This window comes from Thermanaerovibrio velox DSM 12556, from assembly GCF_000237825.1.
GTDB classification, from domain to species: domain Bacteria; phylum Synergistota; class Synergistia; order Synergistales; family Synergistaceae; genus Thermanaerovibrio; species Thermanaerovibrio velox.
In genome coordinates this window covers 570981-597888 of record NZ_CM001377.1, presented here as the reverse complement: position 1 = coordinate 597888, position 26908 = coordinate 570981, and the positions used below count along the sequence as shown (strand labels likewise).

27 protein-coding genes are annotated in these 26908 nt (G+C 60.6%); 2 read left to right on the top strand and 25 right to left on the bottom strand.

Annotated features, from left to right (window positions below):
- Positions 1-5: 5 nt before the first annotated feature.
- The 16 genes from THEVEDRAFT_RS02765 to THEVEDRAFT_RS02690 form a co-directional block, all read right to left on the bottom strand.
- Complete coding sequence (locus THEVEDRAFT_RS02765) at positions 6-641, bottom strand: MBL fold metallo-hydrolase (RefSeq protein ID WP_006583207.1); 636 nt, start codon at positions 639-641, stop codon at positions 6-8.
- Positions 638-1093: a D-aminoacyl-tRNA deacylase gene (gene dtd / locus THEVEDRAFT_RS02760; protein ID WP_006583206.1), complete on the bottom strand. Its 456-nt coding sequence runs from the start codon at positions 1091-1093 to the stop codon at positions 638-640. Before dtd ends, THEVEDRAFT_RS02765 begins: the two co-directional genes overlap by 4 nt.
- Before the next feature lie 4 nt (positions 1094-1097).
- A complete protein-coding gene (locus THEVEDRAFT_RS02755; protein ID WP_050802124.1) occupies positions 1098-3341 on the bottom strand; it encodes a RelA/SpoT family protein in 2244 nt (747 codons plus the stop codon).
- A 35-nt stretch (positions 3342-3376) separates the two neighbouring features.
- Positions 3377-5005: a single-stranded-DNA-specific exonuclease RecJ gene (locus tag THEVEDRAFT_RS02750; RefSeq protein ID WP_245522710.1), complete on the bottom strand. Its 1629-nt coding sequence runs from the start codon at positions 5003-5005 to the stop codon at positions 3377-3379.
- A 14-nt stretch (positions 5006-5019) separates the two neighbouring features.
- Positions 5020-5400 (bottom strand): LapA family protein, encoded by a 381-nt coding sequence (locus THEVEDRAFT_RS02745; RefSeq protein ID WP_006583203.1) that lies wholly within the window; start codon positions 5398-5400, stop codon positions 5020-5022.
- A 160-nt stretch (positions 5401-5560) separates the two neighbouring features.
- A complete protein-coding gene (gene secF, locus THEVEDRAFT_RS02740) occupies positions 5561-6442 on the bottom strand; it encodes a protein translocase subunit SecF (protein WP_006583202.1) in 882 nt (293 codons plus the stop codon).
- Between the two features lie 19 nt (positions 6443-6461).
- Positions 6462-7835 carry a protein translocase subunit SecD gene (gene secD / locus THEVEDRAFT_RS02735; protein ID WP_006583201.1) on the bottom strand — a complete coding sequence of 458 codons (1374 nt, stop codon included), beginning with the start codon at positions 7833-7835 and terminating at the stop codon, positions 6462-6464.
- Positions 7836-7887: 52 nt separating this feature from the next.
- Positions 7888-8223, bottom strand: a complete 336-nt coding sequence (yajC, locus tag THEVEDRAFT_RS02730; protein ID WP_006583200.1) for a preprotein translocase subunit YajC — start codon at positions 8221-8223, stop codon at positions 7888-7890.
- Between the two features lie 86 nt (positions 8224-8309).
- Complete coding sequence (locus THEVEDRAFT_RS02725; RefSeq protein WP_006583199.1) at positions 8310-8939, bottom strand: redox-sensing transcriptional repressor Rex; 630 nt, start codon at positions 8937-8939, stop codon at positions 8310-8312.
- A gap of 12 nt (positions 8940-8951) precedes the next feature.
- Positions 8952-9332 carry a RidA family protein gene (locus tag THEVEDRAFT_RS02720; RefSeq protein WP_006583198.1) on the bottom strand — a complete coding sequence of 127 codons (381 nt, stop codon included), beginning with the start codon at positions 9330-9332 and terminating at the stop codon, positions 8952-8954.
- Between the two features lie 48 nt (positions 9333-9380).
- Positions 9381-9650, bottom strand: a complete 270-nt coding sequence (locus THEVEDRAFT_RS02715) for a S4 domain-containing protein (RefSeq protein ID WP_006583197.1) — start codon at positions 9648-9650, stop codon at positions 9381-9383.
- 82 nt (positions 9651-9732) lie between these two features.
- Positions 9733-10809 carry a hypothetical protein gene (locus THEVEDRAFT_RS02710; RefSeq protein WP_006583196.1) on the bottom strand — a complete coding sequence of 359 codons (1077 nt, stop codon included), beginning with the start codon at positions 10807-10809 and terminating at the stop codon, positions 9733-9735.
- A 55-nt stretch (positions 10810-10864) separates the two neighbouring features.
- Positions 10865-12037: an RNA polymerase sigma factor RpoD gene (rpoD, locus tag THEVEDRAFT_RS02705; RefSeq protein ID WP_006583195.1), complete on the bottom strand. Its 1173-nt coding sequence runs from the start codon at positions 12035-12037 to the stop codon at positions 10865-10867.
- A gap of 11 nt (positions 12038-12048) precedes the next feature.
- Positions 12049-13791, bottom strand: coding sequence for a DNA primase (gene dnaG, locus THEVEDRAFT_RS02700; RefSeq protein ID WP_006583194.1), 1743 nt, complete (start codon positions 13789-13791; stop codon positions 12049-12051).
- Between the two features lie 147 nt (positions 13792-13938).
- A complete protein-coding gene (locus tag THEVEDRAFT_RS02695) occupies positions 13939-15900 on the bottom strand; it encodes a sodium-translocating pyrophosphatase (protein ID WP_006583193.1) in 1962 nt (653 codons plus the stop codon).
- A 143-nt stretch (positions 15901-16043) separates the two neighbouring features.
- The gene (locus tag THEVEDRAFT_RS02690; RefSeq protein ID WP_006583192.1) at positions 16044-16649 is read right to left on the bottom strand and encodes a molybdopterin-guanine dinucleotide biosynthesis protein MobB; all 606 of its coding nucleotides are present in this window, start codon (positions 16647-16649) and stop codon (positions 16044-16046) included.
- 130 nt (positions 16650-16779) lie between these two features.
- Here THEVEDRAFT_RS02690 and THEVEDRAFT_RS02685 point away from each other — a divergent pair, with 130 nt between their 5' ends.
- Together THEVEDRAFT_RS02685 and THEVEDRAFT_RS09805 are read left to right on the top strand one after the other, a co-directional pair.
- Positions 16780-17613 carry an HD-GYP domain-containing protein gene (locus tag THEVEDRAFT_RS02685; protein ID WP_245522709.1) on the top strand — a complete coding sequence of 278 codons (834 nt, stop codon included), beginning with the start codon at positions 16780-16782 and terminating at the stop codon, positions 17611-17613.
- Positions 17576-17935: an HD-GYP domain-containing protein gene (locus tag THEVEDRAFT_RS09805; RefSeq protein ID WP_245522708.1), complete on the top strand. Its 360-nt coding sequence runs from the start codon at positions 17576-17578 to the stop codon at positions 17933-17935. The genes THEVEDRAFT_RS02685 and THEVEDRAFT_RS09805 overlap by 38 nt, the downstream gene beginning before the upstream one ends.
- A gap of 50 nt (positions 17936-17985) precedes the next feature.
- Here THEVEDRAFT_RS09805 and guaA read toward each other — a convergent pair whose 3' ends face one another.
- The 9 genes from guaA to THEVEDRAFT_RS02640 all read right to left on the bottom strand — a co-directional run bounded on the left by guaA (position 17986) and on the right by THEVEDRAFT_RS02640 (position 26804).
- Positions 17986-19524 carry a glutamine-hydrolyzing GMP synthase gene (guaA, locus tag THEVEDRAFT_RS02680; protein ID WP_006583190.1) on the bottom strand — a complete coding sequence of 513 codons (1539 nt, stop codon included), beginning with the start codon at positions 19522-19524 and terminating at the stop codon, positions 17986-17988.
- 146 nt (positions 19525-19670) lie between these two features.
- Positions 19671-21293: a chaperonin GroEL gene (gene groL, locus THEVEDRAFT_RS02675; RefSeq protein ID WP_006583189.1), complete on the bottom strand. Its 1623-nt coding sequence runs from the start codon at positions 21291-21293 to the stop codon at positions 19671-19673.
- Positions 21294-21341: 48 nt separating this feature from the next.
- On the bottom strand, positions 21342-21632 hold the full coding sequence (gene groES, locus THEVEDRAFT_RS02670) for a co-chaperone GroES (protein WP_006583188.1): 291 nt from the start codon (positions 21630-21632) through the stop codon (positions 21342-21344).
- 198 nt (positions 21633-21830) lie between these two features.
- Positions 21831-22850 carry a tRNA (adenosine(37)-N6)-threonylcarbamoyltransferase complex transferase subunit TsaD gene (tsaD, locus tag THEVEDRAFT_RS02665; protein WP_040825156.1) on the bottom strand — a complete coding sequence of 340 codons (1020 nt, stop codon included), beginning with the start codon at positions 22848-22850 and terminating at the stop codon, positions 21831-21833.
- The gene (locus THEVEDRAFT_RS02660; protein ID WP_050802122.1) at positions 22847-23080 is read right to left on the bottom strand and encodes a zinc ribbon-containing protein; all 234 of its coding nucleotides are present in this window, start codon (positions 23078-23080) and stop codon (positions 22847-22849) included. The genes tsaD and THEVEDRAFT_RS02660 overlap by 4 nt, the downstream gene beginning before the upstream one ends.
- Positions 23081-23082: 2 nt before the next feature.
- The gene (locus THEVEDRAFT_RS02655; RefSeq protein ID WP_006583185.1) at positions 23083-23631 is read right to left on the bottom strand and encodes a hypothetical protein; all 549 of its coding nucleotides are present in this window, start codon (positions 23629-23631) and stop codon (positions 23083-23085) included.
- Positions 23624-25219 (bottom strand): murein biosynthesis integral membrane protein MurJ, encoded by a 1596-nt coding sequence (murJ, locus tag THEVEDRAFT_RS02650; protein WP_006583184.1) that lies wholly within the window; start codon positions 25217-25219, stop codon positions 23624-23626. Before murJ ends, THEVEDRAFT_RS02655 begins: the two co-directional genes overlap by 8 nt.
- Positions 25213-25953, bottom strand: coding sequence for an LPS export ABC transporter ATP-binding protein (lptB, locus tag THEVEDRAFT_RS02645; RefSeq protein WP_006583183.1), 741 nt, complete (start codon positions 25951-25953; stop codon positions 25213-25215). Before lptB ends, murJ begins: the two co-directional genes overlap by 7 nt.
- Positions 25950-26804 (bottom strand): LptA/OstA family protein, encoded by an 855-nt coding sequence (locus tag THEVEDRAFT_RS02640; RefSeq protein WP_006583182.1) that lies wholly within the window; start codon positions 26802-26804, stop codon positions 25950-25952. Before THEVEDRAFT_RS02640 ends, lptB begins: the two co-directional genes overlap by 4 nt.
- Between the last annotated feature and the right edge of the window lie 104 nt (positions 26805-26908).

Here is a 26908-nt window from a genome sequence, read left to right as displayed (position 1 = left end):
CGGCCCTAACGGGGCCAGAAGGGGTTCCTCCTGCGTTCCTCCCCCAACGTGGTCTCCGGTCCATGTCCCGGAAATACCTTGAGCGAGTCCTCCAGGTCCGCAAGACGTGCCAGGGATCCCCTCAAAGCCGCCTCATCCCCCCCGGGAAGGTCCGTCCTGCCCACGCTCCCGGCAAAAAGGGTGTCCCCGGAGAACAACGCCCTGGAATCGCCGGACTCCACCAGGAAACAGCAGCTGCCGGGGGTGTGCCCGGGGGTGTGAAAGACCCTTACCCTCATGGAACCCACGGAAAGCTCATCCCCATCCTCCACAAGCCGATCCGCGGGATCGAAACAGCCCTTGGAACCCAGGAAGGCGGACAGGTTGACGTCCGGGTCCGTCAAGGCCCTCCCGTCTAAACGATGCACCGCAACGCCCCCATTGGAGGCCTTCCTAAGACAGGCCAGGCCCCCCATGTGATCCCAATGGCCGTGGGTCAGCATGACCAACTGGAGTCGAAGCCCCATCTGTTCGATAAAGTCAAGCACCTCCGGGCAGTCCCCACCGGGATCTATGCCGATGGCGGATCCTCCCTCGTCAAAAACCAGGTAAAAGTTCGTCCACAGCTCCCCAAGGGGGAACCTCCTAACCGTAAAGCTCACCGGGAACCCCTCCTGTCGGAATCTATTATCAGCGTCACGGGCCCGTCGTTGACGAGCTCCACCGCCATGTGGGCCTGAAAAACCCCGGTCCGCACCTGCGGATGGCGGTCCCTTAAGGCCTCCACGAAGCGGTCGTACAGCTCCAACGCGAGATCCGGTGGGGCTGCCTCGGAGAAAGAGGGCCTGCGGCCTTTTATACAATCCCCATAGAGGGTAAACTGGGACACCACCAGGATCCCATGGTCCGATTCGGACAGGGGCAGGTTAAGCTTCCCGCTGGAGTCCTCGAATATCCTAAGGTTTACCACCTTATCCGCCATCCACTCGATGTCCTCGTGGGAGTCCCTGGGGGAAAACCCAACCAAAAGGCAAACCCCCGGACCTATCTCCCCCACCACCTGGCCGTCCACCTTTACCCTGGCCATGGACACCCGCTGAAGAACAACCCTCAAAAGATCACCCCCGCGTAACCCCCGAGATTCCGTTAACCAACCCGATCTTGCCCATTATCCTGTAAAGGTGTTCCAGGTCGTTAACCATGACCTCCAGGATCATCCTCGCCTTGGCGTTGCCTATCACGTTGGCCTTAACCCCCACAAGGGAGCCGTCCATAACCGATATGGCGGACGTGACGTCCGAGAAGAGCCCGGGCCTGTCAAACCCCTCCGCCAGGATCCGGGCCACATACTTGGTCTTGGGCTTCCCCCAATATACGTTCACCAACTTATCCCGGTCCTTGGACTTGACGTTGGGGCAATCCGCCCGGTGCACCGTTATGCCGCGGCTCTTGGTCACGCTCCCGGTTATGGGATCCCCCGGCACGGGCCTGCAGCACTGGGCCAGGGACACCAGGACCCCCTCCGCCCCCTCCACCACTATCTCCGCGTCCACTTCCTTCCTTAGCGGCTGGGATGGGACTATGGTGACCTCCTGGAGGTTCTCCCTCTCCTCGGACTTCTCGCGCTCAAATTTATCAAGGGATACCCTGGAAAGCACACCGGAGGCGGTATGATTACCAGATCCCACCGCCAGGATGAGATCCTCCCCGGAGGAGTAACCCATGTCGTGGGCCAGCTGGTTGAGCTGAGGCATTATCATGTCCAGCGTGACCGATGCGGACGGGATCCTGCGGAGCAGCTCCTTGCTCAAAAGGTCCTTGCCCCTCTCAAGGCGCTCCTCCCGCTCCGCCCGGTCCTGCTGGCGGAAGTAGGACTTTATCTTGTTCCTGGTCCTGTTGCTCCTGGCTATCTTAAGCCAATCCCTGGAGGGCTTACCCTGCGGGGAGGTTAACACCCTCACTATGTCCCCGTTGGACAGCTTGTAATCCATAGGCACTATGCGGCCGTTCACCATGGCCCCAACGCACTTGTGCCCCACCTCCGTGTGGATCGCATACGCGAAGTCTATGGGGGTGGAACCGTTGGGGAGGGACACCACATCCCCCTTGGGGGTGAACACCAAGACCTCAGAGGTCAGCACATCGGTCTTCAGGTTATCCAAAAACTCCGACGGGGAACCCTCCTGCTGGGACTCCAAAACCTGCCTTATCCAGGACAGCTTCTGGTCTATCTGATCCACCCGCCGCTTCCCCTCTTTGTAGTGCCAGTGGGCGGCTATGCCGTACTCCGCCAGCCAATGCATCTCCCAGGTCCTTATCTGAACCTCCAGGGGTTCCCCGCTGGGGCCAAGCACGGTCGTATGAAGGGACTGGTACATGTTGCTCTTGGGGTTGGCTATGTAGTCATCGAACTGCCCCGGGATGGGCTTCCATATGGTGTGCACCAGCCCAAGCACCTGGTAGCACTCCGCCACGGTACCCACCACCACCCTGAGGGCCAAAAGGTCGTACAGCTGCTCCAGGGATAGGTTCTTCCTTCGCATCTTCTCGTATATGCTGTAGAAGTGCTTCGGCCTGCCGCTCAAGGAGGCCTCTATGCCCTCCTCCTTCAGCTTCTGCTGAAGCACATCCAAGGCCTGCTTTATTATCGCCTCCCGCTCGGGCAGCTTCTTCCGCACCCGGCGGCGGATCTCGTAGTAGATCTCGGGCTCCAGGATCTTGAAACACAGGTCCTCCAGCTCCCGCTTCACGTTGTATATTCCAAGCCTGTGGGCCAGGGGAGCGTATATCTCCAGGGTCTCCTTTGCTATGGTGATCTGCTTGTCCCTCCGGTGGGCCTGAAGGGTCCTCATGTTGTGAAGCCGGTCCGCCAGCTTTATCAGAACCACCCTTATGTCCTTGGCCATCACCAGGAACATCTTTCTCAGGTTCTCCGCCTGGTAGTCCTCCATGGACTTGAAGGCAAGCTTCCCCAGCTTGGTGACCCCGTCCACCATGGTCACCACGTCCTCGCCGAAGCGGCTCTGCATCTCCTCCTTGCCTATCTCCGTGTCCTCCAGAACGTCATGGAGCAGCGCGGCACACAGGGTGTCCACGTCGAGCTCCATGTCCGCCAGGATGGCCGCCACGCTTATGGAGTGCACCACATAGGGCTCCCCGCTGTGTCTCCTCTGGTCCCTGTGGGCGTTGGCGGCAAAGACCAGGGCCTCCCCCAGCTTCATAAGATCCTGGCGGTCCATGTACTTCGAGGCCTTGCCCCAAAGCTCCTGCAGGGGAACCCGCACGGAACTCACCCGATGATCCTCCGGCATCCTGCCTATGAAACTCTCCATGAGGGCCCTTATCCCTCTCTCCTGGGCCATGGGCTGGGACGAGCTGCCATATTGCTGAGATGGCTTCAAAGGGATCCCCCCTCCGGGCCCGCAAGGACGGCCCTTTCTAGGTACAGCTTAAGCCTCTTCTTGCCCCTCCAGAACTCCAGCTTGGGGCGATACACGAAACCCACAAGGTCCAATCCCTCCAGATCCGATTGGGATGCAAAGGCCACCAGCTCCCGACCCGATGCGACAAGGCGGCTTACCCGGCCGGTCTTCCCCATGGGCTCCACGGAGAAACCTCCCCGGTGAAAAAGCAGGGGAGCTGGGTTACCCATGCCAAAGGGCTTGAGCCTTTCAACGTCCTCCTCAATATCCTGCCCCACCATGCTGAGGGGCCAATCAAGGACATCTACCCTCTGATCCTCCGAGGGCATGGCCCTTAGCAGCCCCTCCAGCTTATCCCTCACTAGATCCCATCGTTCCGCGTCCACGGAGAAACCCGCAGCGTACTTATGCCCGCCAAAGGCGCTCAGGTGCTCCGCTATGTTTGAAAGGAGCCCCACAGCATCGCCGGAACCGTTGGGTATCCGCAACGTACCCCTAAGGCCTCCCTCCGTGGGGGCCACCAAAGCCACGGGACGGCCCCTCTCGCAGCACAGCCGGCTGGCCACGCTGCTTAGCACCCCCACCGGCCAGTTAGATCCGTGGTAAACGTGCCTATGGACGTCTCCCTGGGCATCCCTCATTATCATGGAGGAGAGGCGCCTCCTCTCTTCGTTCATGGACACAACCCGATCCGCAAGGCCCTCCACTGGAGCATCCCCTGGGAAAAGCAGCCGCACCGCGTCCTCCGCCAACCCCAACCGGCCCGGGGCATTAAGACAGGGGATGACCTTCATGGATAGGACTTCCTCGTCAACCCCCTCTACGTCCACCCCAAGCTTGGACAGCAAAACCCCTATGCCTCTCCGGGGGGACTTCCGAATGACCTCAAGCCCCTCTCGGACGATGCAACGGTTGAGGGGGACCGACAGGTCCATGCAGTCCGCCACCGTGGCAAGACAAGCAAGATCCAGCCTCCCCATGGCCCAGGAACGGTTCATCAGGGAGGTCCTCCATATCCAGGCCCACAACACCCCGGTGGCGCAGAGGGCGGTAAGGGGTGAAGGGGCATCAAAGCAGTGGGGGTTCACCAACACCCCGCCGGGCATCTTTTCACCCGGCAGGTGGTGATCAAATATGACCGTGGGAATCCCCGCAGCGGCTATCAAATCAAGGGCTCCCACATCCTTGGTCCCGCAGTCCACCACCACGAGAAGGTCGCACCCCTTCATGGCTATCCGCTTCGCGGTGGAGATGTGGAACCCATAGCCCTCATTACTCCTGTGAGGTATGAAGTAGCGCACCGAGGCCCCCAGCTCCAACATGAGCTCCAGGGCCAAGGTGGTGGCGGAAAGGCCGTCCACGTCATAATCCCCGTATATTATGACCCTGTCACCGGGCCTCACGTTCGATATGAGGCTGAAGGCCCGGCGCTCCTGCTCGTTCAAGGGGATGGCGTTAAGCTGATCCTCCAGATCCGAGTAAAGCCATCGAAGGAACTCCTCCTCATCAATCCCACGCATGGCCGCTATAGAACCCAACAAAAGGCTTAAGTTCCCCGACGCACCCTCGAACCCGCTTCGGGGAACCAGCTTTATCTTATCCATTCCGCATAATACCATTATTCTATCTCTGTCTTCCCTTCTTCCCCGTCCTCATTCCCGAAGGAGGCCTCGCAAGGCTCCTCCGGGGAGCTCCTATGGCCCCCACTGGACCTTCCCACCGCCTCCAATAGGGACCTCTTCTCCTCCTCAAGGCCCCTGACCTTATCCTCCAAATCCTTTATCCTGCCCTTCAGCTTACCCCGGATCTCCAGCATGGCCACAAGGGAGAACACCCACATGAGCATGACACCGAAGGAGAACAGGAGGACCTCCCATATGCCCTGGGGAAGCGATCTTTCAAAGAACAGGAACCTAACCGTGACGGACGATCCGTTCTGAAAGGCATATACCGCCGACAGGAGCATGGAAATCGCTATGGCCAAGGTGTAGCTCTTCATGAAACCCCTCCCCGCAAAACATGATAACCCGGTCATCCCTTGGATCCCTATGATAAACCAACTTCAGGGGCAAGGAAACATTCAAAACCCCAAAAAGAAAGGGCCCGGAGAACCCAAGAGGGTTCCGGACCCCGATAAGGGCTTGATATGAACGCGCCGCTTAGTCCTTGAGGGGGGACTTGAGATACCACTCCGCCAGTATGGCTCCGGCTATGTAAATGGAGCTGTAGGTCCCCACACCTATGCCCACCAGGAAGGCGAAGGCGAAATTGGATATCACGTCCCCCCCTAGGAAGAACATGGCGAGCACCGGCAGGAGGGTGGTCAACGACGTGTTTATCGTACGCGACAGGGTCTGGTTTATGGAGTCATCTATGACCTGAAGGACCCCCTTGCGGGGCACATCCCTCCAGTTCTCCCTGACCCGATCGAGCACCACTATGGAGTCGTTAAGGGAGTAACCCACCACGGTGAGCACCGCGGCTATGAAGGACACCGAAACCTCCCTGCCGGTCAGGCTGTAAACCCCAAGCATTATGGCCGCGTCGTGCACCAACGAGAGCACCGCCGCAACCCCAAAGCGAAACTTGAAGCGGAACGCCATGTAAAGCAGTATTCCACCTAGGGCCAGCGTCAGGGCTATAATGGCCTGTCCCTTGAGCTCCGAACCCACCACGGGGCCCACGGTCTCCAGCTTCAGGACCTTTACCTCCCCGAACCTATCCCTCATCACATCCAGGGCTGCCCGGCGCTCCGAATCGGACACGCTCTTAAGACGGATCAGGAAGTCCCTGGGGCCAAAGGCTTGGATTACGGGTTCCCCGCTCACCTTGGAAGACACCGCTGCCCTTATCTCCCCCACCTCCGCGGGCTTAGGGGTCTCCACCTGCATCAGCACACCGCCGGTGTAGTCCACTCCCAGGTTAAGCCCCTTGGTTACCACCAGGAACAGGCTGATAAGAACCGCCGCAAGGCTGATCCCAAGGGCAATTCGCCTAAAGTTCATGAAGGGTATCTTCAGATCGTGCGTCTTGATAGTCATGGAAGAAACCTCCGTTCCCCTAAGCGGCGGCCCTTCGCCGGCCCATCATGAACTGCAGGATAGCCTTGGTGACCACCACGTTGCAGAACACCGACGTCACAACACCGATGCTTAGGGTTACCGCGAACCCTCTTATGGGACCGGTGCCGAAGTAGAAAAGCACCGCCGCCGCTATCAGGGTGGTTATGTTGGAGTCAAGGATGACCGTGAGGGCCTTGCGGAACCCCGCGTCCAGGGAGGCCATCATGGTCTTACCTGAGCGCTGTTCCTCCTTTATCCTCTCGTATATCAGGATGTTACCATCCACCGCCATGCCTATGGTGAGGATGATACCCCCGATTCCGGGAAGTGTCAGGGTGGACTTGAGAAGCACCATGGCGGCGAGCAGCATGGTTATGGCGACCCCAAGGGCCACATTGGCGGCCAGCCCCATAAGACCGTAGTAGACAAGCATGAAGGCCCCCACCAGAGCGGCCCCTATGAGACCCGCCCTTATACCCTGCCTTATGGAGTCAGCTCCAAGGGTTGGGCCCACCGAGCGGTTCTCCATCACCTCAACCCCCACGGGGAGGGCACCAGCCCTGAGCATGATGGCCAGCCTCTTGGCCTCCGCCTCGGTGAAACGACCGGATATCTGGGCCTCCCCACCACGAATGCGCTCCTGGACCACCGGGGCGGACACCACCACACCATCCAGCACTATGGCTATCTGCTTACCCACGTTCTGGGCGGTGGCCTCATCGAAGAGCTTGGTCCCCTGGTCGTTGAACTTGAGCGACACCACGGGCCTTCCGAACTGGTCGAAGTTGGTCCTGGAGTCCTTTAGCTCCTTGCCTGTGAGGTAGGGCTTGCCCAAAAGGTATACCCTGCCGTCCTCGCCCCTAGCCACCAAACTTCCCTCCGGAGCGGACTTCTCAAGCTCCTCCGCGGCCTTGTCCGCCTGGGCCTTTATGGCCTCCCATCTGGCCTTGGCGGCGTTGTAGGCCTCATCGCTCTCGTAGTTCTTGCGCTCTGGCCCAGGGGGGAGCTCTCCGGACGCCCCAAGCACCGGTCGGAACTCCAGGAGGGCGGTCTTGCCTATCAGGTCTAACGCCGCCTCCGGATCCTCAACGCCGGGCAGCAGGATCAGTATCCTGTCGCTACCCTGCCGCTGTATCTGCGGTTCCACCACCCCGTACTGGTCTATCCGGTTCCTTAGAACCGCCAGAAGCCGCTGGACCCCGTCCTCCGTAAGGGGGTTGTCCGGCGTACCCTTTGCCCTGAGCAGTATCTGGGACCCCCCTTTAAGGTCCAGCCCCAGCCGTATCCTTCCATCCAGCGGAAAGGCCACCAGCGCGGCCACAACGGCCACCAACGCCACCAGCCCCAGCCGCCAGAAGTCCCTATTCTTCATATTACCTCGTCCTCCTTAAGCTCTCGATCCATTGCCTCCGAAAGGCCAGGGATCAGTCCTTGTCCTTCTGATCCACTTGGGGGGCGGAGTCCTGCTTCTTCGGCTTATCCCCCTCGGAGGTCCTCTTGTAGGATATGGAGCCCTTGAGGATCCTCATCTTGACCCCGTCGGCCACCTCTATTATGAAGCTGTCGTCCAGGATGTCCCTTACGGTGCCGAAGAAACCGCCGGCGGTCACCACCTTATCGCCCCTGCTGATGGAGGCCAGCATCTCCTCGTGGGCCTTCTGCTTCTTCTTCTGAGGACGGATGATGAGGAAATAAAATATCACCACGAATAGCGCCAAAGGCATCAACATACCCAAAAGACCCTGCTGCTGGTTGCCCAAAGGATACCCCTCCCAAAGTCAAAAAATTTTGCGTGCGCCCCGCGCTGGAGCGCACGCGAAAGATTTTACCACGACCGGGGGCGGGCTCAAACACCAGCCCCGCCCTTGAGGAAGAACAGCAGCTTCTCCAGCTCCACCGATATGTCCACCCGGTAGACCAAGATGTCATCCTGGGCCACCAACGGGGTGGGAGCAAAGGAGAGGATTCCCCTTATGACGCCGCTCTTCACCGCCATGTCAACGCAGGCCTGGGCGGAGGAACCGGGCACCGTCAGAATGAGGACCTCGATACCCTTCTCCCGAGCCACCTGGGGCATCTGGTCAAGGTGATAACACTCGACACCGTTTATCACCTGTCCAACCTTTGACGGGTCCACGTCAAAAAGGGCCTCTATCCTGAACTTATCGCTCCTAAAGGCGGAATGCCCGAGGAGGGCGTAGCCCAGGTGCCCAACCCCCACAAGCCCGAGCCGCCACACCCCCGGGGAAGAGAGGATGCTGCTCACGTGGTCATAAAGGCGATCCACGTGGTAACCGACCCCCCGCTTGCCTATCTCTCCGAAGTAGGACAGGTCCTTCCTAACCTGGCTGGCCTTTATGCCCAACATCTCCCCCATCTGCTGGGATGAGACCACCAGCCTCCCCTCCTCCCGGAGCTGCCCAAGGAGACGGTAGTACTGGACAAGCCTTTCTACGGTAGGCTCCGCAACCCTCATAGGCCGATCAACCTAGCCCTTGTAGGCCACCACCTCGATCTCCACCAGCGCACCCTTGGGAAGGGCCGCCACCGCCACGCAGGACCTGGCGGGGTAGTCCTCGGTGAAGTAACGGGAGTAGACCTCGTTAACCGCCGCAAAATTGGCCATGTCGGTGATGAAAACCGTGGTCTTCACCACGTCCTTGAAGCTGAGCCCCTGGGACTCCAAGAGGGCCTTCACGTTCTCAAGCACCCGCTCCGCCTGGGAAGCCGCATCAGAACCCACCATCTGACCGGTGGCGGGATCCAAAGGTATCTGGCCGGAGAAGAAGAAGAACGGGCCAGCGCATACCCCCTGGCTGTAAGGACCTATGGCACCGGGAGCCTTGTCAGTGTTGATTATCTTCTTCAATTAAAAACACCTCCACGCATTTGTTTTTACGGACATCTAAAAGGAAGGTCACCAGGGATCATCCCTGGCAACCTTCCTGTCCTCCAAGACCTCAAAAGGGGTCGCCTTCCTCTTGAGCTGGGCTTCGTCGGCGGTCAACACCCGAACCTTCAGGAAACGGGAGGGGAAATCCACCTCTAAAAGGTCACCGTCCTTCACCTCGGTGGAGGGCTTGGCAACCCTCCCGGAAACCCTGACGGCACCGGCCTCCGCCATCTCCTGAGCCACGGTCCTTCTCTTCACTATCCTGGAAAGCTTCAGGAACTTATCAACCCGCAAGGCTTGTACCTCCGCTAACAATCTCCGGTGGAGTATATCAAATCCGCGGAGGCTTTACAACTTTACAAACTTTACTCAACCCTCAACGGGGGTTTCTGAGCAGCCCCCCTATGCCCTCGTGTTCCCTCAGGGCCGAGGGCCTTCCAAGCACCACCACGCGGGCTCCACCCCGAAGTGCCCTTCTGGACAGCGCTTCCAGGAGGTCCTCCTCCTCCCCCATGGCACCACCGCACAAGGGACATTGAACCTCGTCGATCCCCAGGGCTCCGCAGGAACCGCACCTAACCCCCCTTATGCCCTCCAGGTCCTCTATCACCAGCTTCATCAGGTCCCTGCGGTTCACACCATCTATGACCTGTCTAAGCCCCAGGGCGGAACGGCTTGGCCCCTCCAGGATCCTCTCCACCAGCTCCTCGGACTCCTGGAAGAACCGCTTCTCCATGGCCTCCCGCAGGTCCTCTTCCAAGCGGTGAGGGTCATCGTCCCCCTTGGGCTTCATGGGATGAACCGGGAGCCCCATCTCCCGGAGGGTACCCAAGGCCTCATGCAGTAGCTCCTCAGAAGCGGCCAGCCAAACCTCTCGACAGGGGAACTCCATGTCCAGCTCCTTTATCCGCCACTTGAGGTCCTTGAGGAACCTCCCAAGCGACGTCTCAGACCGGCGCTCTATCCGGCGTTCCTCACCGCCCCGGAAGCCCGCGTCCTTCACGGGCCTTATTAGCTCCTCCGAGAGCCTATCGACCTCGGAAAGCCGATTCCCGAAACGGAATATCCTCGCATCCCCCCTGCGAAGCAGCACAAGCCAGACATCCCGCAAAGGTGAGAGGACCTTTAGTGCGGGCAGGACCGCCGGGGCGTCCATGACGTACTCCCCCTGGACGGGGTTGGGGAGCTCCAGGACCGAGAAACGGCCTCCCGGGGCGGCGAATAGGGCCACCCCCCTGGGGGCCCTTAGGTCCTTAAAGGCCCCAAACCTGTCACAGAGCTCATCCAGACCCATCGAAAGGCCCTGCTGAAACTCCCGGTCCACACCACGAGACCGGTTTTTGAGCTCTATGGAGGCCTGCTTGGCACTCATCCCCTGGAAGGACATGTAAAGGGAAAGCACCCGGTCCTCCCCATCGAAGTCCTCAAGGATCTTCAGCACTATCTCCGTCATGGGGATCCCTCCTCTCGAAGGCTGCCTTTAGCCGGAGCACCCCGGAGCTATCCCATCAGTCCAGGAAGTCCCTGAGCCGCTTGCTCCTGCTGGGATGCCTCAGCTTCCTCAACGCCTTGGCCTCTATCTGTCTTATCCTCTCCCTGGTGACCCCAAAACGCTTCCCCACCTCCTCAAGGGTATGGGAATGGCCGTCCTCAAGCCCGAACCTAAGCCTCAAGACCTCCCTCTCACGATCCGTGAGGTCCTCCAGCATCTCCTCCAACTGCTCCCGCAGTATCTGGTTCGCCGCCGCCTCATCGGGGCTTGGAAGGTCCTTGTCCTCCAGGAAGTCCCCCAGCTGGCTGTCCTCCTCCTCACCTATCGGGGTCTCCAACGACACCGGCTCCTGGGCTATCTTCTGGATCTCCTCCACCCGGTCGGCGGTAACCCCCATCTCCGCGGCTATCTCCTCCACCGACGGCTCCCGACCGAGCCGCATGACCAGGGAACGGGATACCCTTATGAGCTTGTTGATGGTCTCCACCATGTGCACCGGTATCCTTATGGTGCGGGCCTGATCCGCTATCGCCCTGGTTATGGCCTGCCTTATCCACCAGGTGGCATAGGTGCTGAACTTATATCCCTTCCGGTAGTCGAACTTCTCCACCGCCCGGATCAGCCCCATGTTACCCTCCTGGATCAGGTCCAAGAAGAGCATGCCCCGGCCTATGTACTTCTTGGCTATGCTGACCACCAGCCTCAGGTTCGCCTCCACCAGCTTGCTCTTGGCCTCCTCGTCCCCCGCCTCGACACCCTTGGCAAGCTCCACCTCTTCCTCCGGGGAGAGCAGGGGTATCCTACCTATCTCCCGAAGGTACATCCTCACCGGATCCGACAGGGGCAGATCCTCAAGATCCCCCAGGTCATCGGAGGCCAACGTCATCTGGGGCAGCACGTCCTCGGATAACCCCTCCTGCCCCCTGGACTTGCTCTCATCCACCACGTCTATGCCGAGCTCCATGAGGGTAAAGTATAGGTTGTCCAACACGTCCGCCGACAGCAGCTCCTTGGGCAGATGCCTCTCTATGTCATCGTAGGTGACCGAACCCTTCTCCCTGGCGTCGTGAAGAAGATCCCTCACGTTCTCTATGTAATCCATCATGTTCTCCGAGGCAGCGGAATCCTCGGTCACCATGACCTCACCATCATCCCTGACGTCCCCGTTACCATCGAGCTTCTCCACCATGTCGGACGCCCCTACCCCCTTCCCTTTATCTTCCTTGCCAGGTTGAAGAACTCCTCCAGCTCCTGCTTTCCCAACGACTCTCCCCTGGCCATGCGTTCCTTAAGATGCCTGTAACGTCTCATCTGGCTGTTCCTCTCAAGCCCCGCCAGGATCTCCCCCACCGGGTCATCCACCATAAGCTGATCCAGAAACGCTCCCCCCTTGGCTATTATGGCAGGGTAAACCCTATCGCCCATCACTGCCCACCGGGTCTCCATCTCCATGGGATCCTCCCCACAGAGGAGCGCAAAAACCAAGGTCCTTGCCTCGTCCCTCCTTAGCAGCGGTATCACCCTCTCCGGGGGCAGCGTCACCCGGAGCTCCCGGCGATACCAAAGGGCGGCACACAGGCCCCACTCCCAAAGGTCATCCTTGTCATCCTCAAGCAAAGCCTCACCCGCACCGGCAACGGCGGCCTTACCACTGGGGCCGGAAAACCCATCCCCCAGCCCCACGGGCCTCACGGACTCCCGGGCCCTGCCCCAACCCATTCGTTCAAGATCCGTTTCCAACTGGTGGGGCAAAACTCCAAGCACCTCCGCCACCCTCGGTATGTGCTCCCTGAGATACAGGGGCGACAGGCCAGCAAGGCCCTCCAGCAGCTCCCGCTGCCCCTTGAGCCCCACCCCGGAAGCCCCGCCCCTCACCCTGGATACCGCGTGAAAGACCGGCAGCGGCAAGGCGGCGTCAAGGGCCCGCTTAAACATCTCCACCCCGTCAGGGGCGGACAGGAGCTCGTCCGGGTCCTTCCCGGAGGGGATCTGTACCACCACAACCTCAACGCCCATGCGGTGCAACATATACATGCCGCGGATCGCCGCCTCCTGGCCCGCCAGGTCCGAGTCGAAGCAAACGGCGCAGCGATCCGAATGACGGGCTATCACGGCACACTGCTCTTCCGTAAGGGACGTGCCAAGACAAGCCACGGTCTCGTTGAAGCCCTTCAGGTGACAGCGGATGGCATCCATATAGCCCTCCACAAGTATCACCCTTCCCCTCTCCCTTATGGCCTGCTTGGCCATGTTCAAAAGATACAGGAACTTCCTCTTCTCGAACAGGGGCCCCTCGGGGCTGTTGACGTATTTGGCCCCCTCCCCATCCACCAACCGGCCCCCAAATCCAACTAGTCGTCCGGTCTCGTTCCTCAAGGGGAATATAACCCTTCCCCTGAACCTATCATAGGGGCCCCGCTGGCCTTCCACCAGGAGGCCCGCCTGGATCGCGTCCTTCACGCTGAAGCCCCTGGAAATCAAGTGATCCCTCAAGGCCCCCCATGACATGGGCCCCCAGCCGATTTCAAAGAGTTCAATCCCCCGGCGGTCAAGCCCCCTTCTGCCGAGGTACCCTTGAGCCACCGCCCCCTCCTGGGAGTCCAGCCTATCCCGGAAGAACCGCAGCGCCTCCTCCAAGATGGGGAGCCGGGAGGAACCTCGCCTGTCTATCTCAACCCCTGCCATCTGGGCCAGCTTCTCCAGCGCCTCCGGAAAGGACAGGTTCTCAATGGCCATGACAAAGGAAAAGACATCCCCACCCTTGCCGCATCCAAAACAGTGATAGGTCTGGCGCTCCTGGGAAACCGTAAACGATGGGGTCTTCTCGGAGTGGAAGGGGCACAGTGCCACGTAGTTCCTGCCCCTCTTGCGCAGGGGCAGGTAGGAGGACACCACGTCCACTATGTCCAACCTTTCCTTTATGAGGCGCACGTGGTCGTTCAAGTCCTACACCCCCGACAAACCAAGGATCCGCAGGGAGGTGGGAGCCGCCCCTGCGGATCTTTGGACTAAAAAAAGCCCTGGAGGGCCCAAAAGCCCCCTGGGGAGACCCCAGGGGGCGCGTCTTCCTCCTAGCTCAACAGGTCAAGCTTACATGAAAAGAGGAGCTAAGACCAGGGCCACCACGGACATGAGCTTGATCAAGATGTTGAGGCTTGGACCGGCGGTATCCTTGAACGGGTCTCCCACGGTGTCCCCCACCACCGCTGCGGAATGGGCAGGGGTACCCTTGCCGCCGTGGTGCCCCTCTTCGATGTACTTCTTGGCGTTATCCCAGGCGCCGCCGGCGTTGGACATGAAGATGGCCATCATGACACCGGTGACGATGGATCCCCCAAGAAGCCCGCCAAGGGCCTGGACCCCCAGGAAGTAGCCCACCAGCACCGGCACCACCACCGCCATAAGCCCGGGCACCACCATCTCCCTAAGGGCCGCGGCGGTGGAGATGTCCACGCACCTCTCGTACTGGGGCTCCGCGGTGCCCTGCATTATCCCGGGGATCTCCCTGAACTGGCGGCGCACCTCGTCTATCATCCGCTGAGCCGCCCGGCCCACCGCCTGGATGGAGAGGGCACTGAAGATGAAGGGCAGGAGACCACCCATGAAGAGCCCCACCATGACCTTGGGGTCCTTGAGGTCTATGACGGAAAGCTTAACCGCCTGACCATAAGCCACGAAAAGGGCAAGGGCGGTGAGGGCGGCTGAGCCGATGGCGAGCCCCTTGCCTATGGCGGCGGTGGTGTTGCCCACCGCATCCAGCCTGTCGGTGATGTTCCTTACCTCCTTGGGGAGCCCGCTCATCTCGGCGATCCCACCCGCGTTGTCCGCGATGGGACCGTAGGCGTCCACGGACAGGGCCATGCCGGTTATGGCGAGCATGCCCACCGCGGAGCAGGCTATGCCGTAGAGACCGCCGAACTTGACACCCACAAGGGTGGCGACGCAGATGAGGATGACCGGCCAACCGGTGGACTTCATGCCCACCCCGAGGCCAGCCAGGATGTTGGTGGCGTAACCGGTGTTGGATGCCTCGGCTATCTCCTTGACCGGCTTGTAGTTGGCGGAGGTGTATATCTCGGTCACGTAACCGATGGCCACGCCGGCGGCCACACCGGCCACCACCGCCCAGAAGAGGGTGAGGTCCTGGAATATCCAACGGGTTACGAAGAAGGTGCCCAGGACCATAAAGACACCGGTGGAGACGAGGCCCATCCTAAGGGCGAGCTGGGGATCTCCACCCTCCTTGACCCTCACGAAGAACGTACCAAGTATGGAGGCCACTATGCCAACCGCGGCGAGGAACAGCGGATAGGCCACCCCGGCGGTCCCGGAGACCAGGGCGCCCACGGACATGGCGGCTATGATGGAGTTCACGTAGGACTCAAACAGGTCCGCCCCCATGCCGGCGATGTCCCCCACGTTGTCCCCCACGTTGTCCGCGATGACCGCGGGGTTCCTGGGGTCGTCCTCCGGTATGCCCGCCTCGACCTTGCCCACCAGGTCGGCCCCCACGTCCGCCGCCTTGGTGTAGATTCCGCCGCCCACCCGGGCGAACAGGGCTATGGAGCTGGCGCCGAACCCGAAACTGGCTATCACGTTGGGGTCACCAAACAGCACGTACATGGCCACTATGCCGATGATACCCACCCCCACCACGGTCATGCCCATGACGCTGCCGCCCTGGAACGCCAGCCTCAGGGCGGAGTTCATGCCCATGGTGGCGGCAAACGCGGTCTTGCCGTTGGACTTGGTGGCCACCCTCATGCCCGCGTAGCCGGTGGAAGCGCTGCACACCGCGCCGACCAAAAAGCACACCGCACTGGGCACCCCTATCTTGTACGCCAAAAGGGCCCCTACCACCGCCACAAAGGGGATGAGCGCCTTATACTCCCTGTAGAGGAACGCCATTGCCCCCCTCTGGATGATGCCGGAGAGGCGAACCACGTTCTCGTCGTCCACCTTGAAGGCGTTGATGCGCCCCGTGGCCACCAACGCGAACAGGATGGCCAGAACACCGGTTCCGCCCACCACTCCTAACCACGAGTAACCCATGACCAGACCTCCTCGAACAAAAAAGTGAAATAGAAACACTGCCCCCCCGCACAAAAGGGGGGCACTAAAGCCGACGTTGATTATATCCATCCCTCAACCCCAAGACAAGGGAGATCCAGAGTTGACAAATTCGGAAAGTTCCCCTAGGAGTCCTCTCCTTCCCCTTCACACCACACGTAAGCCCTGACCCATCCCCTCTTTAATCGAACCCCCTTGAGCTCTCTCACCATACCCATAAGGCCGCCCCGCACGAAGTCCGCCACGAAGTCCTTCATGGGGACCTCCCCGGCGGGGGTGAAAACCCGGCTCCTCTTATGCCCCTTTCTTGCCATTTCAAGGAGCTTCTCGCAAAGATCCTCAAGCTCCTCATCCCCTCCACGGTAGGTGAAGAAGACCCCCTCCACCCCCTTCGACACCTCGTTGCCAACCCAAACCTTGGGGAACCTAAGGGACTTGCCCCCCTCAACTATCACCAGGTCCTTGGTGGGGAAGACACGCATGGCAAGCCCCCCCACGTCCCACTGCCCCGCCATGTCAAGCCTGGCACCGTCGGGACCCAACAAAACCGCAGATCCCACCGAACCCAGGGCCTTGCCGGTATCGGTGGAAACCGGCGACAAAACCTCCTCGCTGGTCCTCTTTATGAAACCCACGTGGCATCCCCTTTGGCTCAACATCTCCAGCAGCTTCACACAAAGGGTGGTCTTCCCGCTGTCCTTGAGTCCACACACACAAACTATGGGCAACACTTAAAACACCTCCGCCGCTTCGCTTGTGGAGCTCTGAGAATGATACATCAAAACCCCTAGGAACAAAAATCCACAATGTTTCCGTCAAAATGATATAATTAAAACAAAGCTATCAATTGAACTATGGGAGGTGACGGATCTGGACGGCGAGGTCTTTAAGGTGCCGGTGCAAGACCTCATAAGCTTTGGGGGCATCGTGGCGGAGGACATCATATCCGCCAGGGGTTCCGTCATCATCCCCAAGGGGACCAGGCTCGCCATGCTCGGGGACTCCGTTCTGCTGCTCATAAGACACCTGTTGGACGAGGGGATAGGCTACGTCCACGTCCGCAGGGATGATCACGTGGAACAGGACGCCCTGGACTCGTTCATAGACCAGGTGATCAACTCCAACGTGATAATAGACCCGGAGGTGGCAAGCAAGTCCATAAACGAGATCAAGGGGCTTTTCGATTCCATAAGGACCCAACACATAACCCCGGAGCTGCTAAGCCCCATCACCGAGGTGGCCAAGGAGCTGCTGGAGCAGATATTAACGAAGCCCAAGATCCTCTTCTCCGTGGCCAAGGTGCACCGCTGGGACGAGTACACCTTTGTGCACTCCTTCAACACCGCCGCCATATCCGGCTTCCTGGCCCATCGGATGGCACCGGAGTCGGCGGAGACCGCGGTGCTTGGAGGCCTCCTGCACGACCTGGGCAAGGCCCGGATACCCCTTGAGATATTGAACAAGCCCGGGCCCCTCACCAACGAAGAGTTCAACGTTATGAAATCCCATCCGGTGCTCGGGGAGAAGCTAGCCAGAGAGCTGGGCATAGACGATCCAGACGTACTGGCCATAATAAGAAGCCACCACGAGAGGTGGTGCGGAAGCGGATACCCGGACGGCAAGGCGGGGGGAGGACATACCCCTGCTGTCTCGCATCGTGGCGGTGGCGGACGCCTTCGACGCCATGACATCTGAACGGAGCTACAAACGGGCGGTGCCGTTCAGGGACGCGGTCAACACCATAATCGTGGACGGAGGCACCCACTTTGACCCCAAGGTGAGCCGCCTGCTGCTCACCTCCTTCGGGATGTACCCCCCCGGGTCGGTGGTGGAGCTCTCGGACAAGTCCATAGGGGTGGTGGTGTCCTCCGGAGGGGAGGACCTGTTAAGGCCGGTGATCATGATCAAGGTCAACCCCGACGGAAGCCTCAGCGACGCCCTGCGGCTGCTGGACCTTAAACGGTCGGAGCTTAGGATACAGCGGTACCTGGGATGGGAGGGGAAGAGGGCCCTTTAAAACCGGGCCCTCCTGTTTATCCCAGCTCCCCTATCAACGGTATATCCAGCCTACTCCCACTCGATGGTGGCCGGGGGCTTGCCGGTCACATCTAGGACCACCCGGTTTATGCCCCTCACCTGGTTGCATATCCGCCGGCTGACCCGGTCGAGGAGCTCATAGGGCAGCCTCGCCCAGTCCGCGGTCATCCCGTCCTGGGACTCAACGGCCCTTATGACCGCGGTCTCCGCGTAGGTCCTAACGTCCCCCATGACCCCCACGGATCTCACGGGAAGGAGCACGCAGAAGCACTGCCAAAGAGAATCGTACAAGCCGAAGTTGGCTATCTCCTCCTGCAGGATGTGGTCCGCCTCCCTCAGCACATCGAGGCGCTCCCTGGCAACCTCCCCAAGGCACCTCACCGCAAGCCCAGGGCCAGGGAAGGGATGCCGCTTGAGGAAACCCTCGGGGACCCCCAGAATGGCCCCTATCCGTCGAACCTCATCCTTGAAGAGGTCCCTGAGGGGCTCCAACACCTTTAGCTTCATGAAGTCCGGCAGCCCCCCGACGTTGTGGTGGGACTTTATAACCGCCGCTCCCTTGCCCTGATGCCCGCTCTCGATCACGTCGGGGTACAAGGTCCCCTGAAGCAGCCACCTAGCCCCCTCCACCTGGGAGGACTCCTCCTCGAACACCCGGACGAACACCTCTCCTATGGTCTTTCTCTTGGCCTCCGGTTCCTCCACCCCCTTAAGGGCCTCAAGGAACCGGTCCGAGGCGTCCACCATCTTCACGTTGAGATCCAGCTTGGTGTAGGTCTCCATGACCTTCCGGGCCTCGTCCTTCCTGAGAAGGCCGTTGTCCACGAAGATGCAGCTGAGCCTGTCCCCTATGGCCTTGGAGGTAAGGACCGCCGCCACGGTGGAATCCACGCCACCGGAAAGGCCGCAGATCACCCGGTCATCCCCTACTTGGGTGCGGATGCTCTCCACCATTCGATCCACCCAATCGGTGAGCACCCAGGTCCTCTCGCAGCCGCAAACCCCGAAGAGGAAGTTCGCCAGCGCCAGGGTGCCTTTTTCCGTGTGGGCCACCTCTGGATGGAACTGAAGGGCGGAAATCCTGCCCCCTTCGGTCTCGAAGGCCGCCACCGCTCCGGACTCGCTCCTGGCAAGAACCCTAGCCCCCGGCGGAACCTGCTCCACCTGATCCCAATGGCTCATCCAAACGGTGAACTCCTCGGGGAACCCCCGGAGCAACCCCCCGGGGGAGTCAACCTGGACCTTGCACCGGCCGTACTCGGCGCTTGGGGCCTTGACGACCCGCCCCCCCAGCTGGTGGGCCAGCATCTGCATTCCGTAGCATATGCCCAATATGGGGATGCCGGACTTGAGGAGCCTCTCCGAAAGCTTAGGGGCCCCCTCCTCCACGCAGCTCCTGGGCCCTCCGGAGACTATGATCCCCTTTGGAGACCTGGACAGCACCTCCTCGGGCTCCGCGTCCCAAGGGAGTATCTCGCTGTACACCTCAAGCTCCCTCACCCGCCGGGCGATCAACTGGGTATACTGGGAACCGCAGTCCAGGACCACCACCATGTCCTTAACGTCCATGAGAAACACGTCCTTCCTCAACTTGACTAAAACACCCCAAGGGGCGGTAAAGTAAACACGGATCAGTATGCCACACCTTTTGAATCAGGCCAAGGCATAAAAAAGGGAGAGGCCTAAGCCCCTCCCTGGTAACTTCGGACGGTACGTTAGTCGTAGTCCTCCATGCCGCCGGGCATCTTGGGCATGTCCTTCTTCTCCGGCTTGTCCGCCACAAGGACCTCGGTGGTGAGCAGCATGGCGGCGATGGAGCCGGCGTTCTGGACGGCGCTCCTGGTGACCTTCACGGGATCGATTATGCCGGACTCGATCATGTCCACGTACTCGCCGGTGGAAGCATCCAGTCCCTGACCCTTCTTGAGACCCCGGACCTTCTCAACCACCACGTCACCCTGGAGTCCAGCGTTGGTGGAGATGAGGTGCAGGGGCTCCGTGAGGGCCTTCCGCACGATGGAAGCGCCGGTCTTCTCGTCCCCCTCCAGCTTGGAGATGAACTCGTCCAGGGCGTTGGCGCAGGACACAAGGGCCACGCCGCCTCCGGGGACGATACCCTCCTCCACCGCGGCGCGGGTGGCGTTGAGGGCGTCCTCGATACGGTGCTTAAGCTCCTTCTGCTCCGTCTCGGTGGCAGCGCCGACCTGGATGACCGCCACTCCGCCCACCAGCTTGGCGAGCCGCTCCTGGAGCTTCTCCTTGTCGTACTCGGAGGTGGAGTCCTCAAGCTCCTTGCGGATCTGGGCGGCCCTGTCCTTTATGGCCTTGGGATCGCCGGCACCCTCAACGATGGTGGTCTCCTCCTTGGCCACCCGGATCTTCTTGGCCCTACCGAGCATGGAGATGTCCGCGTTCTCCAGCTTGATTCCCACTTCCTCGCTGATCACCTTGGCGCCGGTGACCACCGCGATGTCCTGGAGCATGGCCTTGCGCCTCTCGCCGAAGCCCGGGGCCTTGACGGCCACCACCTGCAGGATGCCCCGGAGCTTGTTGACCACCAGGGTGGCGAGGGCCTCGCCCTCCACGTCCTCGGCGATGATGAGCAGGGGCTTGCCGGTCTGAACCACCTTCTCAAGCACCGGGAGCAGATCCTTCACGTTGCTGATCTTGCCGTCGTGGACCAGGATGTAAGCGTCCTCAAGGACCGCCTCCATCCTCTCCGGGTTGGTGATCATGTAGGGGCTCACGTAGCCCTTGTCGAACTGGAGGCCCTCCACCATCTCGAGGGTGGTACCCACGGTCTGGCTGTCCTCAACGGTGATGACACCATCCTCGGTCACCTTGTCCATGGCCTCGGCGATGAGCTCGCCGATCCGCTTGTCGTTGGCGGAGATGGAGGCCACCTGAGCGATCTTGGCGTGCTCCTTAACAGGGATGGCCTGCTTCTTGAGCTCCTCCACCACCACGTCGACCGCCTTCTCGATGCCCCGGCGGAGCAGCATGCCGTTGGCGCCGGCGGCCACGTTCTTGAGACCCTCGCGGATCATGGCCCTGGCGAGCACCGTGGCGGTGGTGGTACCGTCGCCGGCCACGTCGTTGGTCTTCGAGGCCACCTCCTTCAGGAGCTGGGCCCCCATGTTCTCAAAGGGATCCTCCAGCTCTATCTCCTTGGCGATGGTCACACCGTCGTTGGTTATGGTGGGGGAGCCGAACTTCTTCTCCAGAACCACGTTGCGCCCCTTGGGGCCCAAGGTCACGCCAACCGTGTCAGCCACCTTGTTAACTCCGCGCTCAAGGGCCCTGCGGGCCTCTTCCTTGAAAAGCAGGATCTTCGGCATCGTGTCTTGCCCTCCTTCAGTAAAGGTGTTCTATCTGCTTAGGGTCGCTTACTTCTCCACTATGGCGAGCACGTCCCGCTCGCTGAGGATCAGGTACTCCTGGCCGTCAAACTTGACCTCCGTGCCAGAGTACTTGCTGTAGATGACCCGGTTGCCCACCTTGACCTCCATGGGAAGCCGCTGGCCGTTGTCCAGCACCCGGCCGGTACCAACCGCCACAACCTCGCCCTCCACGGGCTTCTCCTTCACGGTGTCAGGGAGCACTATGCCACCCTTGGTCATCTCCTCCTTCTCCACCGCCTTCACCACAAGACGGTCGCCGAGAGGCCTAAGCTGCATCTAAATCCCTCCTCCTTGGAGTTTGTTACCCGGTTTTTTAGTGTTAGCACTCCCAACAACCGAGTGCTAACCCTCACGGCTGAAAGTCTATTCAAAGTCCGGGATTTCCTCAAGAACCATTATCTACAAATAAAGCCGGATAGAGGCAAATAAACCGCCTCTATCCGGCCCAAGCTGCTTTTTCTGATGTTTTTTGACTTATCGGGCCATCTCCCAGGACGGGTCCGCCCTGAGGGTGAGGTCATCCCGGATCCCCCTCATGAAGGCCCACCACCCAGCGGCGGCTATCATGGCCCCGTTGTCGGTACAAAGGTCCCTCGGGGGCAGAAAAACCCTGATGCCCCTGTCGGAAAGGCCTAAAAGACGCCTCCTGAGCTCCGAGTTCGCCGCCACTCCCCCGGAAGCCGCCACGGTCTTAACCCCCGTGAGCTGCACCGCCAGCTCCAGCTTCTCCACCAGGGAGTCCACCGCCGACCTCTGGAAAGAGGCACAAAGGTCCGGCAGCGAAATGGAATCCCCCTCCTTCCGGACAAGCCATAATACCGCGGTCTTAAGACCGCTGAAGCTGAACTCCACGTCCGAAGTTCCCCGCAGAGGCACCGGCAGCTGGTACCTCCTAGGATCCCCCTGGGCGGCAAGGCGGTCTATCACGGGACCACCTGGGTAGCCCAACCCAAGCAGCTTCGCCACCTTGTCATAAGCCTCCCCCGCCGCATCGTCCCTGGTGCCCCCAAGGAAACGATAGTCCCCAAAGGACCGCACCAACTGGATCTCCGTGTGCCCCCCGGAGACCACAAGGCACAGGAACGGAGGCTCAAGATCCTCGTGGGCTATGACGTTGGCGAACACGTGACCCTCCATGTGGTTAACCCCTATCATGGGGACCTCCCACCCCTGGGACAGCCCCTTGGCAGCCATAAGACCCACCAGGAGAGACCCCATGAGACCCGGCCCAGCGGTGACCGCTATGAGGGACAGCTCCCTCATGGGGTTCAAAACCCCCGCCTCCGCAAGACACCGCCTCACCAGCCCCACCACCGCCTCCTGATGCCTTCGGCTGGCCAGCTCCGGCACCACACCACCGTGGGGAGCATGCTCCTCCACCTGGCTCATCACCAGGGACGACCTTATCCGGCGTGGAGCCTCGAGAACCGCAACCCCCGTGTCGTCACAGCTGCTCTCTATGCCCAACACAAGGCCGCTGCCGCACCCCCTCATCCGCAGCTGCAACTCCCGCAGGTGCCGCACTTGGAACCGCCACAGGAACAGGCCTTGCGCCGCTCTCCCTTCTCGTGGATCAACACCTTACACCGGCAATGAGGACAGGATGATATGTGCCCCTCCGTCTCTATCCTCTTCCCACACTCCACACAACGATAAACGTGCAACCCAAACACCTCCTCGCCGCTTTTCCCATCTAAAACCAAGGTTCTCAAACCACCTTCCATGGTCACCTGGAAACCCTCATATCCACCAGGTCGTCCCCGTAACCCACCTTCACCACCGACCCCCTGGCTATCCGACCAGGGGACAACACCCCAAAGAAGCTCTCATCCCCGGATGAGAGCTGAAATAACATCCGATCCTTGGGCGTCATCAGCAGGTCCTCGCTCAGCCTCTCCCCCACCACCAACTTGCCCATATCCAGGTCAAAGGGCTTATAGGCCCTCACCGCCACCGCCACAAGGCTGTGCCCCCTGGGCACCGAGTCCAGCTTCTGAACCTGCTCCACAAGCCACTGGGGCGGGAACTGGGCCTCCCTAACCGCATCCGCAAGCCTCCTGTCCACCAGGATGAACTCCACGCTGCAGCGGGCCCCTATAACCAGATCCCCCAGGACCTGACCCTCCACGTAGCACTTGGCGCTCTGCCCCTCTATGACCTTGGCGAGTTTCTCATCCACCCCCAACGAAACCCCGGGCAAAAGGGCCAAAAACACCGCTGCCGCCGCAAAACACCCGATAACGGCTGAAAACCAGGCCCTCAAAGATTTAAACACCGGTCCCCACTCTCCTTCCCCTGAGCTTAAGCCACTTAAGCTCCTCCATGCCAATCCCCAGCGCGACCCCTAGATAAACCCCAAGGGCTGTAAGCCCGCATAGGGCAAACCAGCAAAGCCGCCCTCCCAAGGCCCCGCCGTAAGGGTAGCTCCATATGCTCGAAAAACCGACAAGCGCCGCCCCCATAGAAGCCAAGGGGATCCCCTGCCTCAACACCCACTTAAGCTCAAACATACCCAGCGGAGCACCCAAGTCCCGGGACACCATGGCCATGCCGGTCATGGAGGCCGCGAGGAACGCCAAGGACGTTCCAAGCGCAAGGCCCGAGTAGGAGAACCGGGCCATTAGAAGGTACCCAAAGGCCAGATTGCACAGCACCGTGACGGCCGTAACCGTCATGGCCCCCCGAGCCAAGCCCCGGGCGTAAAGGGCCCTCATCACTATGGCATTACAGCTCATGAAGGCAAGGCCGACCCCGTACATCCTAAGGGCCCCGGAGGTGGCATCCAGGGCCCACTGGCCAAAGGCCCCCCGGAAGAAGATGAGGTGAGTAACTGGCCTTGCGAACATCACAAGCCCCAGGGAAACGGGCAGCACCGCGAAAAGGTTGAACCGCAGAGAATCCCTAAGGAAGACCCGGAAGCCCTCCCTGTCCCATGGATCCAGGCGGGAAAGGGCAGGTAAAACCGCCTGGGCTATGGCCACCACGAACAACCCCAAGGGGAGCTGCAGCACCCGGTCCGCATAGTTTAGCGCCGATATGGCCCCCCCCTCCAGGTACGACGCGAGGAACCGGCTCACCACCGGGTTCAGCTGGTTCAGCGAGAGCCCCGCCGCGTAGGGCAGGAAGAGCCTCATCATCCTCCGCAGATCCGAGTTCCCCATGTCGGGCCTCGAGGGACTCAAGGGTATGCCACAGCGGTAGGACCACACCCATTGGAGCACCATCTGGGAAAGCCCACCCATAAGGACCGCCGCCACCACGTGCCATACCGTAACAGTTGGGTAGAAGGACCACACGCAGACTATGAACACCAGGTTGCTCAGCGCGGGGGCCACCGCGGGTACGAAGAAACGGTCCAGGCTGTTGAGAACCCCCATTGCAAGGGCCCCCAAGGACATGAACATGAGAAACGGGAATAGAGCGGCGGTAAGCCTTGAGGCGATCAACCTGTCCTCGGGGGAAAAGCCGGGGGCCATTACCCTAACAAGCAAACCAGCCCCCGCCATGCCCAACAAAACCACCAGCATGGTACCGGCCATCAGCACCGCAGAGGCCTGCCGCGCCAGCCTGGCGGCCTCCTCCCTACCCCGGTCCTTAAGCACCCTGCTGAAGACCGGCACGAAGGCGGCGGAAAGCGCCCCCTCCGCCAGCAACTGCCTCGCCAGGTTGGCCAACGTATAGGCCACGTAAAAGGAATCCAACTGCCTCGTGGCCCCGAACACCGCGGCGGTTATCATCTCCCTAACCAACCCCAGGACCCGGCTGGCCAGAGTTCCCACGGTCATCCTAAGGGCATTGCGGACCATCCGGGACATGGGGGACCCGCCGGAACTTCCGCCCACCGTCCTGTCCGGGCTCACCATCGGAACTCCTCCCCCAGGTAGAACTTGCGGGCCACGGGACTCTCCGCCACCTCCTCGGGGGTGCCCTGGATAACCACCCGCCCCTGGTGGATAAGATAGGTCACATCCGTTATTGACAAGGTCTCCCTCACGTTGTGGTCCGTAAGCAGTATCCCAAAACCCTTCTCCTTGAGGCTTATTATCATCTGCTGTATGTCGTAAACCGCTATGGGATCTATGCCGCTGAAGGGCTCGTCCAACAGCAGGAACGAGGGCTTAAGGGCCACACAGCGGGCTATCTCAACCCTTCGCCTCTCCCCGCCGCTTAAGGCATACCCCTTGGTGTCGCTTATGACCCCTATGCCGAACTCCTCTATGAGCCTGTCCACCTGGGGGGCATAGTCCCGCTCCTCCCAGCCGAGCTCCTGATAGACCAGCTCAAGGTTCTGCCTCACCGTTAGGTTCCTGAACACGGAGGCCTCCTGGGGCAGGTAGCCAAGACCCCGCCGGGCCCTGAGGTGCATCGAAAGCCTCGTCACATCCTCCCCGTTCAGGATCACCGACCCTTCATCGGGCCTTATGCGCCCCACGGTCATGTAGAAGGTGGTGCTCTTCCCCGCCCCGTTAGGACCCAAAAGACCGGTGACACAACCACGCCGGACCGTAAAGGACACCCCGTCCACAACCCTACGACCCCGGTAGCTCTTCCCCAGGTTCACCACCTCAAGGGACCCGGACGAATTAACGACGGTCACCGCTTTACCTCCTCGCCGTCCCTGGACCCCTTAGCGGGGAACGTCACCTGGGTGGAACCGTAGGCCTCAAGGCGCCTCACCCTGGTCTGATAAACTATCCTGTCCGCCGTTAAAGTCCTTCCTCCCGGCTGAACCACCTTGGCGGAACCGATCACCTCCACAGCCCCGGAGACGCCATCGTAGGATGCCCTGTCCCCGGTCATGACCATGTCGGCCCCGTTCTTGTCCTTGGCTATGCAGGTAACTCCCCCTGCGGCCTCCGCGGATTCAACGGCCCCGGAACGATCGAGCCTTCCCCTCACCGAAGGGGCCCTCAACTCAAACCCCTCCTTCATGTCCCGGTACCTTCGAACGTTAAATCCGCTGAACTCGAAGAGGTTTCTCTCAACCCTATCCGCGTCCACCATCTTGCCCATAAAGGTCCCCTTCACGGAACCCTCCAAGGTGTACCTCAGGCCGTCGGAGGTCCAGCGGGCGGTGGAGCAGGTGAGGATCTCGTCTCCCCTCACGGCCCTGACCCCTCCCCTGGCGACGGCCTCGTAGATGCCACGGCCCTTGGAACTGACATCCAATGTCTGGGACAGGACCTTCACCCGTTCCCTCTTGAAAAGGGCCACCACGTTACCCTTGAGGGAGAAGGCCTCCCCGGACACCCTGCCCTCCCCCACGTCGCCCGAGGCCTCCAGCTGGTCCTGCTGTACCCTCACACCACCTTCCGCCCTGAAACGCTCGGTGCTGCCGTCATAGATCAAGCGCTGGGCGGTAAGCCTGGTCACCCCGTCCTGGGCGCTGGAGGAAGCCGCAACCGACAAAAGGGCCAACCCAGCGGCAAAAGCCAAAAAACGTCTCATCCACCTATACCCCCCACGGAGGATTTATGCTTCAAACCTAAAAACTAGAACCCCAAGAACGCTAAAAGGGCGTCCCCAGAGGAACGCCCCATATTCTACCATCA

What these genes read in the sequence shown, in the direction of transcription:
- THEVEDRAFT_RS02755 (WP_050802124.1), bottom strand. Translation starts at nt 3,341, where the DNA reads ATGGCCCAGGAGAGAGGGATAAGGGCCCTCATGGAGAGTTTCATAGGC.
- THEVEDRAFT_RS02750 (WP_245522710.1), bottom strand. Translation starts at nt 5,005, where the DNA reads ATGGATAAGATAAAGCTGGTTCCCCGAAGCGGGTTCGAGGGTGCGTCG.
- THEVEDRAFT_RS02745 (WP_006583203.1), bottom strand. Translation starts at nt 5,400, where the DNA reads ATGAAGAGCTACACCTTGGCCATAGCGATTTCCATGCTCCTGTCGGCG.
- secF (WP_006583202.1), bottom strand. Translation starts at nt 6,442, where the DNA reads ATGACTATCAAGACGCACGATCTGAAGATACCCTTCATGAACTTTAGG.
- secD (WP_006583201.1), bottom strand. Translation starts at nt 7,835, where the DNA reads ATGAAGAATAGGGACTTCTGGCGGCTGGGGCTGGTGGCGTTGGTGGCC.
- THEVEDRAFT_RS02725 (WP_006583199.1), bottom strand. Translation starts at nt 8,939, where the DNA reads ATGAGGGTTGCGGAGCCTACCGTAGAAAGGCTTGTCCAGTACTACCGT.
- THEVEDRAFT_RS02710 (WP_006583196.1), bottom strand. Translation starts at nt 10,809, where the DNA reads ATGACGGAGATAGTGCTGAAGATCCTTGAGGACTTCGATGGGGAGGAC.
- rpoD (WP_006583195.1), bottom strand. Translation starts at nt 12,037, where the DNA reads ATGGTGGAGAAGCTCGATGGTAACGGGGACGTCAGGGATGATGGTGAG.
- THEVEDRAFT_RS02695 (WP_006583193.1), bottom strand. Translation starts at nt 15,900, where the DNA reads ATGGGTTACTCGTGGTTAGGAGTGGTGGGCGGAACCGGTGTTCTGGCC.
- guaA (WP_006583190.1), bottom strand. Translation starts at nt 19,524, where the DNA reads ATGGACGTTAAGGACATGGTGGTGGTCCTGGACTGCGGTTCCCAGTAT.
- groL (WP_006583189.1), bottom strand. Translation starts at nt 21,293, where the DNA reads ATGCCGAAGATCCTGCTTTTCAAGGAAGAGGCCCGCAGGGCCCTTGAG.
- groES (WP_006583188.1), bottom strand. Translation starts at nt 21,632, where the DNA reads ATGCAGCTTAGGCCTCTCGGCGACCGTCTTGTGGTGAAGGCGGTGGAG.
- tsaD (WP_040825156.1), bottom strand. Translation starts at nt 22,850, where the DNA reads ATGAGGGGGTGCGGCAGCGGCCTTGTGTTGGGCATAGAGAGCAGCTGT.
- THEVEDRAFT_RS02660 (WP_050802122.1), bottom strand. Translation starts at nt 23,080, where the DNA reads ATGGAAGGTGGTTTGAGAACCTTGGTTTTAGATGGGAAAAGCGGCGAG.
- murJ (WP_006583184.1), bottom strand. Translation starts at nt 25,219, where the DNA reads ATGGTGAGCCCGGACAGGACGGTGGGCGGAAGTTCCGGCGGGTCCCCC.
- THEVEDRAFT_RS02640 (WP_006583182.1), bottom strand. Translation starts at nt 26,804, where the DNA reads ATGAGACGTTTTTTGGCTTTTGCCGCTGGGTTGGCCCTTTTGTCGGTT.